Raw genomic sequence first — 11,926 nt, forward strand, 5'->3', positions numbered from 1 at the left:
TTTTTTCGTCGATAACAACTTAAAATTAATTTCCAGATTTATCTCCAATATTATTCTTTTTTTCTTCCTCTTCCAACTCTTTCATTTTTTTATGTGTTTGTGGAAAACCATTTGCCACCCATTCAGCACGATAAGCAGAATCAAGTTGGGTTAGCCCTTTTTCCTTCTCGTCTTTACTTGCATCTACACTTTCCATTCTGTCGATTTTTTTACTGTTTCTCATGTCGGTATCTTCTAGAACCCTATATTTATTTTTTTGTCTTTTTTTAATAACTTCCTTAACCAGTACTGCACTGCCTGCTGCTGAAAGCATTGACCCGATAATAATGTTCTTTGTTTCCTTTTTCATAATAAGCCCTCCCTTTCAGAAAAGTTTTTACTCTTCTCTCTCTATTCCCTTTTATTCCTTTTTTAAAAAGCTGTGAAAAACGCCGCTATTAATTTCCGCAAAAGGCTACATGTTTTACGGGGCGGTGCTGGTGCCTAGTCCAGGATCTCTTCTCCAATAAAGCTAGAGAAGCACCATTAATAACACTTCTCTCTGATACCCACTTAAAAAAGCATTTTAAAAGCAAGAAGATAACTACTTACTAATAAACAAGCTGGTACTTTTTTATTTTTTCATACAAACTTGAGCGACTAATTCCTAATACTCTAGCAGCTTTTGCTTTATTTCCCTTTGTTTTTCGAAGGGCATTCTCAATGGTGTTTCGCTCTGCACTTTCCACCATAGTGACATCATTCTGGTTTCCATGGCTTATTGGCTCTATACCTTTATGCATATATTCAGGAAGGTCTTCTGCTTTTATTTTTCCGTGCTCTGCAAATGTCATTCCTCTTTCCATGACATTTCGCAGCTCCCTTACGTTCCCTGGCCAATCATAAGAAAGCATCACCTGTTTTGCTTTGGGTTCTACACCAACGATACTTGTACCTAAAACGGAGTTAAGTTCCACCATTAGCTTATTTAACAATAGCTCTACATCGTATAATCTATCTCTTAGCGGTGGAATCGAAAAGGAAATTACATTTAGCCGATAATATAAATCCTCCCTGAAAGCACCTTCTATTACCATTGTCTCCAAGCTACGATTTGTTGCGGCAATAATACGAACGTCCACGTGAACCTGCTTTGTGCCACCAACTCGATAGAACTCTCTTTCTTGAAGGACTCGCAGCAATTTCGCCTGAAGATTTAGAGACATATCGCCTATTTCATCCAGAAAAAGTGTTCCTCCATTGGCAAGATCAAATTTTCCAATTTTGCCTTTGTTTTTTGCTCCAGTAAAAGCTCCTTCTTCATATCCGAAAAACTCAGACTCTAGTAAATCCTCTGGTATAGCAGCACAATTTATGACGACAAATTTTGCTTCTTTTCGTGCGGATTCATTATGAATGGCGTGAGCAAATAACTCTTTTCCTGTTCCACTTTCTCCTCGAATCAATACAGTGGACCTACCTTTTGCAGCTTTTGCAGCACTTTTCTTCAACTTCTCTATGTGGGGATCTTTACTTATGATATGATCCCAAGTGTATCGGGCAGATTCTGCTTGTTGGTACTGGGAACGATAATAACTTGCCTTGTTTTCTGCTTTTTGAAGTTTTTTAAAAAGTTCGCTAACCTCATTTAATTGTCGGAACATTATTTTTCCAATAGCACCAACCACTCTATCATCTTGTATAATGGGAATACGGTGGAGTATATATTTAATTCCATTTACTTCTTTAAAATTACTTATTTCTGCTGATTTGGTTTCATAGATAGATGACAAATCGAATTGTGGAAATGCTTTATCAACATGCATATGTAAAATATCTTTCTGATCGAGTTGAAATAGTTCCAACAAAGAAGGACTAACCATTTGTACTTTTTGCTTTTCATCAATCATCATTATTCCATCATATGCATGATTAATCGCAGTTTGTAAGGATTGCTTTAAGTTTTTAACTGTCTCTAACTCTGCTGCCATATCTTCTACCTCGGAAAGATCTTGAAAGAACAAGATATAGCCCAATTGATTCCTAATGGTTGAATATGTGGTCATTGTAAGGATTGCCTTAAGTTTTTCAAGTTTCAAAGGCACGAAAGGTCCATTACCTTTTAACATAGAACTGGCTTCAGGGAAGATTGTATGGATATTTGCTGATATAAGAAATTCCTTCTTTTTCGTAGTCATCTTACATAGCCGCTCGTTGGCATAGATAACCTTTTTATTTTCGTCTGTCATAAGCACGCCAATCGTTGAATTTCTCATAACCGTATCAAGTTGTTCTTTCAACGTACTGGATGCGTGCAATAAGGACATGACCATATCCGTTTTGGTGAATAAACCTATCACTCTTTCATTTTCATCAACGACAACCCCTGTACCAACTTGACTCGAACGAACAATCTTTTCCACTTTTTCGTATGAAGTATCAATAGCCAAAGTAGAAACATCTAATTTTATATAGTCACGAATAGTTGTATTCAACGATCTTTTATCCATAATCATTCTATATAAGCTTGTTCTTGTAAACACACCTTTAAGTTTTTTCTCCCCATCTGTTACAGGCAAAATATTCCATTTATTAGCCTGCATAATGGTTAGTGCTTTTTCAAGTGAGGTGTCCGGGGTGATTGTTTCCACAACAGGTGTGATCATATCTTTTAACGGAAGCATGAGAATTCCCCTTTATACTTAGATATCTCTATTCTAACTGAAAAAGCATTATTTAGAAAATTATAAAAATAATTACATAGTGAGCTTTCTAGTTACAAGACATGATCTTCTTCACCTTCGAACATGTCTTGTAACTAGAAAAGAGCAGCTTATTTCGGCTGCATTCTAATCGCTCCATCTAGTCGTATGGTTTCCCCATTCAACATAGGATTTTCAATAATACTCTGCACAAGCTGAGCATATTCCTCGGGATAACCTAACCGGGATGGAAAAGGTACCATCTTACCTAATGAATCGCGAGCCTCAGCTGGAAGTGTATCAAACATGGGAGTATGAAAAAGACCCGGTGCAATCGTCATGACACGTACTCCATAAGAGGCTAATTCCCGAGCAATTGGCAAAGTCATTCCAACGATGCCACCCTTAGAAGCAGAGTATGCAGCCTGTCCTATTTGACCGTCAAATGCTGCTACTGAAGCAGTATTTATAATAACGCCACGTTCTCCTTCATTGATTGGATTATTAGTAGTCATTCTCTCTGTTGCAAGTCTAATGACATTAAAGGTACCAATTAAATTGATGGAGATGACTTTAGAAAATTCATCAAGAGGATGTGGTCCTTTTCTACTTAGAACTTTCTTAGCCACGGCAATCCCTGCACAGTTCACGACCGTATTGATGGATCCAAACCTTTCTATTCCTAGATTTAATGCTTTCGTTATATCCACTTCCTTTGTTACATCGGTTTTCACAAAAGAAACCGATTCACCTAGTTCTTCCTGAAGCATTTTTCCTCTTTCTTCTGATAAATCCACAATCAGTGCTTTTCCACCTTTAGCAGTGATATTTCTGACGGTAGCTTCACCAAGTCCTGAAGCTCCACCGGTTACAAATGCAATCGTATCTTTTATAAACATTTAGTCCGCCTCCTATATATGTAGGGTTGATTATTCCTTAATATGCAATAAGTGTGCCAATTGAGGGCTCAAGGTTCAAACTAGCTTAGAGTGTTTATAATATGGACACTTAAATGGAAGTGTGAACATATTCTGAACAATAAAGGCAAGCATTCTACCCATTGTATGCCTGCCTGAAGTTAAATCTGTTGACTGATAATTTTTTATCACAGGACGTCATACTGACCCTTCTCTTAACAATTTAAAATGTCATCTTTCGGTCCTAATCCACAATCATAAATTGTTTTTCTATTAAATTCCTAAGATCCTTTCTAAATAGCACATAATAGTACAAATCAAATGGACAACTCTGTTAAAATGAAAATAAATAAAATTAGGGAGGGCTATTCAGCATGAAGAAACGAACTTTACTTGTAACACAAGATATTGGCCAATATTATAAAGAGCAAATTAAAGCCATGGTTCCAGAATGGGAAGTGGTTATTGGAAAAGATAAGGATGTTTGGGCTCCATACGCAAGTGAGGCAGAAGTTATATTAGGATGGAAAAAAGAACTGGAGGAGTTATCGCTTAATAAATCACCAAACTTAAAATGGATTCAAGCGTGGAGTGCGGGTGTGAACAATATACCGCTTGAAAAGCTTTCGAGAAAGAATATCCTTTTGACTAGTGCTAATGGAGTCCACGCTTACCCTATCTCAGAAACAATTTTTGGACTGATGCTTGCTCTTACGAGAAAAATTCATACATATGTAAAAAATCAGCAAAAGAAAGTTTGGCATCATGCCAAGATGAATCTAGAACTCCATAATAAGACGGTAGGAATTATTGGAGTGGGAGAAATCGGTAAAGAAACTGCAAAAATCGCCAAAGCTTTTGGAATGACTGTGCTTGGTGTCCGCCATTCAGGTAAATCTGAAGAATATGTCGATAGCATGCATACGCCAGAGCAATTACATACGATTCTTCCTAAATGTGACTATATAGTTATAACACTACCACTTACACCCGACACTCAAGAAATGTTTGGTGAAGAAGAATTTATCCTAATGAAGGAATCTGCTTTTTTGATTAATATCGGGCGAGGCGAAATTCTTCAAGAAGATGCACTTATTAGAGCATTACAAAACGGTACAATTGCCGGAGCAGGTTTGGATGTTTTTGTAAAAGAGCCCTTAGAAAGTAACAGCCCCTTTTGGGAAATGGAAAACGTCATTATCACTCCCCATACTTCAGGTTCAACTGAGCATTATACTAAAAGAGTAATAGAAGACATTTTTATACCAAATTTCAAAGATTATTTGAATCAAAATCAACCATATAAGAATTTAGTAGACTATAATAAAGGATATTAATTAAAGGCTGGAGATCCCCCAGTCACAGCGGAAGAGGTTCAAGCACCTCCCTGTGGAAGGCGTAGCCTTTTGTGGAAATCAATAGCGGCGTTTATTACAGCCTAAAATTAAGGAATTCCTCTTTATTTTAAGTGAATCAGAAAGAAAAAATCCAATTGCAATTTTTATGGACTTATAGCAACAATCTATTAGAAAAGAACCTAATTAAAAAGGTATAGTTTTAGAGGAGGATCCCCTTTGCACAGAAATATAGCGTTACACAAGTTTATATTAGACAAAGCAAAAATCTTAACTGAAGAGTGGTACGAATCATTGGACAAAAGCGATCCTTATGGTGTTTATTCTTCCAACAATCCAGAAGTTATTGCGAACCTGAAGAAACAGAACTATGATTTCCACTTTCATCTTTGCAATATCTTTGTTGAAGAGGAAACTGTGTTTTTTCAAGAGTTCCAACAATGGATAGTAACCATTGCCAAGGATGATCAACATTTAAATACTCCCATTCACTTTACTTTAAGAGAATTTTCCAGGGTAAGGGAACAGTATCTTGATTTTATAGCTGAGTACATTTCTATTAATGAAACAGATAAAAATAACGAAATAGCATGGAATCGTTTAATAATGAAGGCATTTGACAAAGTCATACTTAAGTTTGTGGAAGAGCATCAACATTATGCTGAACAAAAGTTAAAAGCGCAACAGGAAATGATACAAGAGTTAAGTTCTCCTATTATTGCCTTAGATAATAACCGAGCCTTGCTGCCACTTGTCGGAGATATTGATACTAGCAGAGCCAAGTTTATACTTGAACATACATTAGAACAATGTTCAGAGCTTGGCGTTAGTCATCTATACATTGATTTATCCGGTGTAGTCATCATTGACACGATGGTTGCCGATCAAATATATCAGCTTATAAGTGCCTTAAACCTTATAGGAGTTACGACTACCCTTTCTGGCATTCGACCGGAGATTGCTCAGACAACTGTTCAGTTGGGGCTCTCTTTTGATAAAGTTTCCATTAAATCCACTCTTGCTGGAGCACTTTCAATTAACAGATGATAAATCATAAGACAAAAGCACTCTTTAAAATACGAAAGAGTGCTTTTGTTATGATAGATCAAGGCAAACCACGAGGAGATTTCTATTATTGTTTTTATCTTAGTCTATTTAACTCACGATAAATCATTACTATATCTTCAAGCTTCATTCTCACTAAACCACTCGAAGACGGTGCAACAAAATCAATAACATTAGAAACAACTGGTTGATCTTGGACACCCCACTGTACCTTTTTATGACCGCTGTATTCTTGATAAACTCCTTTTCCTACAAAACAAACGATTTTGGGTTGGTACATTTCTATTTTCTTTTTTAATTGTTTCCTCCCAAATTCATACTCTTCTCTTGTAATATCCGCAGCTCCCACTGTTGGTCTTGAAACTATATTAGTCAATCCATAATTAAGGTCAATTAGCTTTGAGTCCTCTGTTGGTGCATATTTTCTAGGTGTAATACCTGCCATATATAATATTTTCCAAAAACGATTGTTCGGATTGGCATAGTGATGCCCTGTTTCTCCAGAACGAATACTGGGGTTAAAACCAACAAACAGTATATCCAAGTGTTTTTTTATGTGATCATAGATAGGTTCCATAAACCATCACTCCTATCAGTCTTTTGCTTATTCAATGTTTTTTACCAAGGCTTTTTTCCCTTTATTTTCCGAAACAATCAGCAGTGGTTTAACACAACGGAAAAATAAAAACCAAGCAAAATCTATGCTTGGTTTAATCGTTAGAATAATGGTAGCGGTCGGAGAATTACTTTAATATCAGGTGGCATTTTAAGGTTTTCTTGCGCTTGTTTTAAATATCTGTACATTGCCTTACTGCCTACCGAGTTAGCTGAGTGTATAGTAATTCGTTCTGCATAGAGCTCGTTTTCAACCATAATTTGAACCAGCATGAAGCCATTGCGTTGTCTACTCAACAGATCGTGGTCCAATGAAAGATGCCCAATTGCATTATTTTCTAGCAATGTGCGGCATTCGTCAATGTCCTCTGCAAGGATGTATCCTTCTGGACATGTGCGACTATCATCTAGAAATACATTTATCAGGATGAGCCCTCCATAAATTTGTCTTAAAACGATTATAACACAGTAAAACTACCTTTTTTTTAGATTATAATAGCAGAAAACTAAAAAACCCTTGTTCAACAAGGGTTCGTAAAGGAAACATAGGAATAATGTACCATTTTTTTACGGAGCGCGAAATTCCGGGAAATCAAAAATCCACTTCATCCAAAAAGACTGAAACAGAGTTTGCAGTCGATTATAAAGTTCATACTCCTTTTCATATGTTTGCTTAAATGAATAAGAAACCTCACCTTGAGCTTCCTTTTCAATATATTCAGTTTCTAACAACTCCATTTTTTCAATTTTAAGTTGTATTGTATGATAAGTTAAGCCAGCAAGTAATCCATAAAGAGTGGAAGTAACCAACAGGTATAGAAGAATTACCTTCAATACAGTACTCATTCGTCCCCCCCTTTTCTTTTCTACATACTATGTCGAAAGGCGAAAATATGACAGGACTATTACAAAAAAATTTCAAGACAACTTTATTTATCTCATTGATTGTTTTATTTGAAAAAGTTATGATGAAAAAAATAGGATTTTCGGAGGAATGGGAATGGTAGTTTTAATTGATATACTAATTGTGACAGTTTTTGCCGTGATTTTTTTCGGTGTATATAAATATGTAAGAAACACATTGAAAAAGTATTAATTCAAGGCTAACAGAGCCAAAAAATAAAGGTGGCTGGGACAAAAGTGAAATAACTCTTACAAAAGACGAACAATTTTAGTACCGGCTCTAAAAGACGCTATTGATTTCCGTGCAAGACTTCGCTTTCCGCGGGTGACCCGTGAGCCTCCTCGGCTTCGCCTGCGGGGTCTCACATTGGCCACTTCTCCCGCAGGAGTCTTCGTCTTGCACTCCAATCAACCGCTTGAGTAACATTAAAACAAAACGTATATTTAAACACATTAAAAACCCCGAACTAATTTGAACTTAAAACTCAAATTAGTCCGGGTTTTTCTCAGGCTAAAACAGTTTTGTCCCAACCTCTTTTATTTTTTTCTTTAAACATCTTGATTTTTAAGTCTTCTATTTCTTCTTCTATAAAGAATAGGAAAAGGTAAATATAAAACCAAAAACAAAATGATTACAACTGCCTCCAAAGAAAGAATATACCATGGATAAGGCCCTAAAAAGTCTATTAAACTAGCGTTAGATGGTTTTCTGGCTAAAAACATATAATTTCCATCAGTCAGCCTGTTTATAAAATACACAATTAATGCAATAAGCTGTAAAAAACCAAAAGCCTTCCATAACGACTTAAAACGGATCAATTTCCCCTCTACCCATATCATATAAAAAACAGATAAGATGATAGCAATATGGGCAACAAAAAAGTGGATAAACCGAAAATGGGGAAAATCATAAAATAGTTCTGGCGTAAGTATTGCTTGAAGGGCGCCGCCTAAACCGATAAAATATACTATCTCAAAGGACAGGTTTTGTTTAGTTAGAAGCGTCCATATACACAGATACAAACTGATGGAACAAAGCTGAAAAGGTAACGTATACTTAATATCCCACATGCCTGTTGAAAAATACCAGGCATTCAGCCAAATCTCAGAGCCTATCAGGCTTATCAGAATAAGCCACTTTCCATAGGTTCTAGTGAATTTCTGTTTGCGAAAAATAAAAAGCAGTATAATCAGAAGCACTGCTAGTATTATGCTAGCTATATGAGAGGAGGAAAGGAATAGCGTTCCATCCATAAAAGCTTCTGGATCAGTATAGGAATCAAACAAGTACATTCACCTCCTGGATACTGTAAAAATGTTCGGTTCTCTCAAAGGCTATTTATTAGTTTGTTATAAGGGTAACTTTAACCTTTTTATGAGATACCTTTATCACCGCTTCTCCTCCTATCGGAAAAGTAAACATTGGACTTGTATGACCGAAGTCTGCATTTGCTACCACAGGGATACTCGCAAGCTCTTTTTTTGATGAAATTATAGTTACAATATCCTCATTGGTTACTTGTGAAGTTTTCTCAAATCGCCCTATTACCACTCCGTTGACTCCTTCAAATCCTGGTTGGTGGATAAGAGATTGCAGATCTCTGTCAAAGGTCTTTGGACATGTTAACTTATCATCTTCTAGAAAAAGAATGCTGTTCTTCAGGCTTGGCATAAATTCTGTTCCTTGCAATAGGTTCAAGGTACAAAGATTCCCACCAATTATTCTACCATTGCAGTCTCCTTCATTAATTACTAAATATCCATCATTACTATAAAAAGTTCGATCCTCTTGATCTAGATACCATGTATCATTACTCCATTCCCGGGAAGGTCTTACATCAATAATAGTTGGTTCTTCCATAAACGCTTTTTTAAAGTATTCTAAGGAATATTCAAAACCTTTGACAATACCAAAGGAAGAAAAATGTGGACCTGAAAAGGTTATGAGACCTGTTTTAGCGTAAATGGCATTACTTAATGCAGTAATGTCAGAATAGCCGCAAAAAAGCTTTGGATTATTTTTAATTAGTTCATAATCAATATATGAAAGCAGCTGATTTGCTTGATACCCCCCAATTGTTGTTAAAATCATTTTTACATTGGAATCCTTAAATGCTTCATGTAGATCTTCTATTCTTGATTCAATGGAGGATGTTAAAAAACGATTCTTCTCCTCTATATTCCTACCGAATGACACCTTAAATCCAAGTTCTTCTAATCTTTTTGTTGATAAGTCAATATTCTCTTTCGACAGGATTGAATGAGAGGTAGACGGTGCTATAATGCGGATCTCGTCGCCATATACTAATTTTTCTGGAATCATACCTAATTTCCCCTTTCCTTAAACCTTCCCTATATTCTACCAGAATAGTGGGTTTTTCTTCTATCTTTTTCCTAACCGTTTCTTCTTACGTTCTTCTGCGTTTCTAAATAGTTCTTTTTCCACATCTGTTTCAGGTATAACACCTGGTACTGGAGTCGGTATTCCTTCTCTATTTTTAGCAACCATCGTCAAAAAGGATGTAGTCGTAGTAGTCTTTTCACTTGTTTCCAAATTTTCACTTTCCACTTTCACAAAGACTTCCATTGAGGTTCTTCCAGTGGATGTAACTACTGCTTCTAATGTAAGGATATCTCCAACTTCTGCAGAGGATAAAAAAGTTACTTGATCAATTGAAGCTGTCACCACCACATTTCTTGAATGCTTCATTGCTGAAATAGCTGCAATTTCATCAATATACGATAAAATCACTCCCCCAAATATAGTTCCCATGTGGTTCGTATCAGGTGGAAGGACTAGCTTAGTTTGGATTGTTCTAGACTGATTAGATGAAATTCTTATTATGGTCATCATATACCTCCATTATATAAAAAACAGTTTTCGCGTTATTTTATTAGAAAAAACATCTCGTGACAATCGGTCTTGTTATGCTTTCATCTTTGCTTTCTCAGGCAATAAAATAAAAAAACTCATCCTAAAATCGGATGAGTGAAAGACGAGTTGGCTAAATAAGACTTTTAAAATAAGGTTCTTTCCCTAAATGCATGTGAAAGCCCCTATAATAATGTCACAGTTCCATTCCTCGTTCTATCCCTCACCTCCCGAAGAAGATAGTACATCATAAAAAGACAGGTCTCCTGACTTAGCTTCCTCCTACTTTAAGCCCTTCCCATAACACGTTTGTTATAGTGGAGTTACTTATTTCGTCAGCATTACAGTTGCGGGTACAGTTCTGGATTCTCACCAGATTCCCTTTTAAGTGCGAGCACATCTTTATTATTTGGAATTACTTCATGAAATTGGTCTGAATTCTCTCCCATTTTATCATGGAACACCAATTATAGCTCAATAAAAACTGCAAATAACTATACAAGTGATGAGATTTTGGTTTATACATTATTTTTCTTCTAGATTTTCGTCACAGAATAGTAAGAATTACAAGGTTGAATTAAGTGTAGGTTAGTGTGTATACTTAAAATTGCAAGTTTTTTCTATGCTACAACGGGGTATTGATTTAAGATTCTTAAATATGCAAGATAAGTGAGGATAACCTATGTTTTATAAAACACTTATTCATCCTACATCAAAAGAGTGGATTGTTCTGTTTCACGGCTTTGGAGGAAATCATTCGATTTTCTATAAACAGCTAAAGTCTTTCCGCTCTCAATATAATATACTCTTATTAGACCTGCCTGGCCACGGGAAATCCCCATATCCGGACGGAGTGAATCTTTTTGAGTATTCTACTAGTAAAACAGTTGAAATTCTTCAAGAGTTAAAAATAAAGTCTGCTCATTTTGTCGGGATTTCATTAGGAACCATCATCATGCAGGAAATTGCATTACGGTATCCTTCCATAATTAAATCCATGATATTAGGTGGCGCAACACCAAAATTAAAAAAATGGGGAGAGTTCCTTTGCAAACTTTCTGTTTTTTATCCACTAAAAAAAATACTTCCTCATATGGTACCTTATAAAATTTTTGCTAGAGTACTTTTGCCAAAAAACAATCATGCAGACTCAAGAAAAGCGTTCATCAAGGAAGCATATAAATTATCTAAAGAAACTTATTTAGGTTGGGTTCTAACCGGGCTTAAAGGATATACTACCTATGACAGGTTAGCGGAAACGGAAAATACTATCCCAAAGCTATATATATCCGGTTCTGAAGACCACATGTTTTTAACCAGTACCATCAACTATGTTAAAAACGAAAAGAATGCTACCATGGAAATATTTGAAAATTGCGGACATGTCTGTAATATAGAAAAAAGCGAAAAATTTAATGATTTAGCGATTGCTTTTATGAAGCGAGTAGATAAAATTCAAATTACTGCATAAAGAAAAAGAGCGATAAGGGATCCCCCCCTTTCGCTCTTTCTTTTTCC

At 35.9% G+C, this 11,926-nt stretch carries 12 protein-coding genes and 1 riboswitch; of the genes, 3 read left to right on the forward strand and 9 right to left on the reverse strand.

Annotation, left to right across the window (positions count from 1 at the left end):
- Window positions 1-25: 25 nt before the first annotated feature.
- The 3 genes from K9B36_RS02750 to K9B36_RS02760 form a co-directional block, all read right to left on the reverse strand.
- Window positions 26-349 carry a hypothetical protein gene (locus K9B36_RS02750; protein WP_223700468.1) on the reverse strand — a complete coding sequence of 108 codons (324 nt, stop codon included), beginning with the start codon at window positions 347-349 and terminating at the stop codon, window positions 26-28.
- Between the two features lie 241 nt (window positions 350-590).
- Window positions 591-2,663 (reverse strand): sigma-54-dependent Fis family transcriptional regulator, encoded by a 2,073-nt coding sequence (locus tag K9B36_RS02755; RefSeq protein WP_223700469.1) that lies wholly within the window; start codon window positions 2,661-2,663, stop codon window positions 591-593.
- 149 nt (window positions 2,664-2,812) lie between these two features.
- Window positions 2,813-3,580, reverse strand: a complete 768-nt coding sequence (locus K9B36_RS02760) for a 3-hydroxyacyl-CoA dehydrogenase (RefSeq protein ID WP_223700470.1) — start codon at window positions 3,578-3,580, stop codon at window positions 2,813-2,815.
- A 392-nt stretch (window positions 3,581-3,972) separates the two neighbouring features.
- Between K9B36_RS02760 and K9B36_RS02765 the strand changes: the two genes are divergently transcribed.
- Both K9B36_RS02765 and K9B36_RS02770 read left to right on the forward strand, forming a co-directional pair.
- The gene (locus K9B36_RS02765; protein WP_223700471.1) at window positions 3,973-4,935 is read left to right on the forward strand and encodes a D-2-hydroxyacid dehydrogenase; all 963 of its coding nucleotides are present in this window, start codon (window positions 3,973-3,975) and stop codon (window positions 4,933-4,935) included.
- 237 nt (window positions 4,936-5,172) lie between these two features.
- On the forward strand, window positions 5,173-6,000 hold the full coding sequence (locus tag K9B36_RS02770; protein WP_223700472.1) for an STAS domain-containing protein: 828 nt from the start codon (window positions 5,173-5,175) through the stop codon (window positions 5,998-6,000).
- 94 nt (window positions 6,001-6,094) lie between these two features.
- Here the strand turns inward: K9B36_RS02770 and mug are convergent, their stop codons facing one another.
- From mug to K9B36_RS02800, 6 genes are all read right to left on the reverse strand, one after another.
- Window positions 6,095-6,595 carry a G/U mismatch-specific DNA glycosylase gene (gene mug / locus K9B36_RS02775; RefSeq protein WP_223700473.1) on the reverse strand — a complete coding sequence of 167 codons (501 nt, stop codon included), beginning with the start codon at window positions 6,593-6,595 and terminating at the stop codon, window positions 6,095-6,097.
- Between the two features lie 140 nt (window positions 6,596-6,735).
- Window positions 6,736-7,095: a cyclic-phosphate processing receiver domain-containing protein gene (locus K9B36_RS02780; RefSeq protein ID WP_317889858.1), complete on the reverse strand. Its 360-nt coding sequence runs from the start codon at window positions 7,093-7,095 to the stop codon at window positions 6,736-6,738.
- Window positions 7,096-7,200: 105 nt separating this feature from the next.
- Window positions 7,201-7,479, reverse strand: a complete 279-nt coding sequence (locus K9B36_RS02785; RefSeq protein WP_223700475.1) for a hypothetical protein — start codon at window positions 7,477-7,479, stop codon at window positions 7,201-7,203.
- Window positions 7,480-8,085: 606 nt separating this feature from the next.
- Window positions 8,086-8,823 (reverse strand): YwaF family protein, encoded by a 738-nt coding sequence (locus K9B36_RS02790; protein WP_223700476.1) that lies wholly within the window; start codon window positions 8,821-8,823, stop codon window positions 8,086-8,088.
- Between the two features lie 55 nt (window positions 8,824-8,878).
- Window positions 8,879-9,859: a S66 family peptidase gene (locus K9B36_RS02795; protein ID WP_223700477.1), complete on the reverse strand. Its 981-nt coding sequence runs from the start codon at window positions 9,857-9,859 to the stop codon at window positions 8,879-8,881.
- A gap of 60 nt (window positions 9,860-9,919) precedes the next feature.
- Entirely contained in the window at window positions 9,920-10,387 is a 468-nt protein-coding gene (locus K9B36_RS02800) for an acyl-CoA thioesterase (protein WP_223700478.1), read from the reverse strand.
- Window positions 10,388-10,647: 260 nt separating this feature from the next.
- A riboswitch (cobalamin riboswitch) is annotated at window positions 10,648-10,827 on the reverse strand.
- Window positions 10,828-11,090: 263 nt separating this feature from the next.
- On the opposite strand from K9B36_RS02800, the gene K9B36_RS02805 reads away from it, so the two are divergent.
- Window positions 11,091-11,879, forward strand: coding sequence for an alpha/beta fold hydrolase (locus tag K9B36_RS02805; RefSeq protein WP_223700479.1), 789 nt, complete (start codon window positions 11,091-11,093; stop codon window positions 11,877-11,879).
- The last annotated feature ends 47 nt before the right edge of the window (window positions 11,880-11,926 follow it).

Source organism: Sutcliffiella deserti (genome assembly GCF_020037475.1).
In the GTDB taxonomy this organism is placed as follows: domain Bacteria; phylum Bacillota; class Bacilli; order Bacillales; family Bacillaceae_I; genus Sutcliffiella_A; species Sutcliffiella_A deserti.

Excerpts from the sequence above, each read along its gene's own strand:
- K9B36_RS02750 (WP_223700468.1), bottom strand. The coding sequence starts at position 349 with ATGAAAAAGGAAACAAAGAACATTATTATCGGGTCAATGCTTTCAGCA.
- K9B36_RS02755 (WP_223700469.1), bottom strand. The coding sequence starts at position 2,663 with ATGCTTCCGTTAAAAGATATGATCACACCTGTTGTGGAAACAATCACC.
- K9B36_RS02760 (WP_223700470.1), bottom strand. The coding sequence starts at position 3,580 with ATGTTTATAAAAGATACGATTGCATTTGTAACCGGTGGAGCTTCAGGA.
- K9B36_RS02765 (WP_223700471.1), top strand. The coding sequence starts at position 3,973 with ATGAAGAAACGAACTTTACTTGTAACACAAGATATTGGCCAATATTAT.
- mug (WP_223700473.1), bottom strand. The coding sequence starts at position 6,595 with ATGGAACCTATCTATGATCACATAAAAAAACACTTGGATATACTGTTT.
- K9B36_RS02785 (WP_223700475.1), bottom strand. The coding sequence starts at position 7,479 with ATGAGTACTGTATTGAAGGTAATTCTTCTATACCTGTTGGTTACTTCC.
- K9B36_RS02795 (WP_223700477.1), bottom strand. The coding sequence starts at position 9,859 with ATGATTCCAGAAAAATTAGTATATGGCGACGAGATCCGCATTATAGCA.
- K9B36_RS02800 (WP_223700478.1), bottom strand. The coding sequence starts at position 10,387 with ATGACCATAATAAGAATTTCATCTAATCAGTCTAGAACAATCCAAACT.
- K9B36_RS02805 (WP_223700479.1), top strand. The coding sequence starts at position 11,091 with ATGTTTTATAAAACACTTATTCATCCTACATCAAAAGAGTGGATTGTT.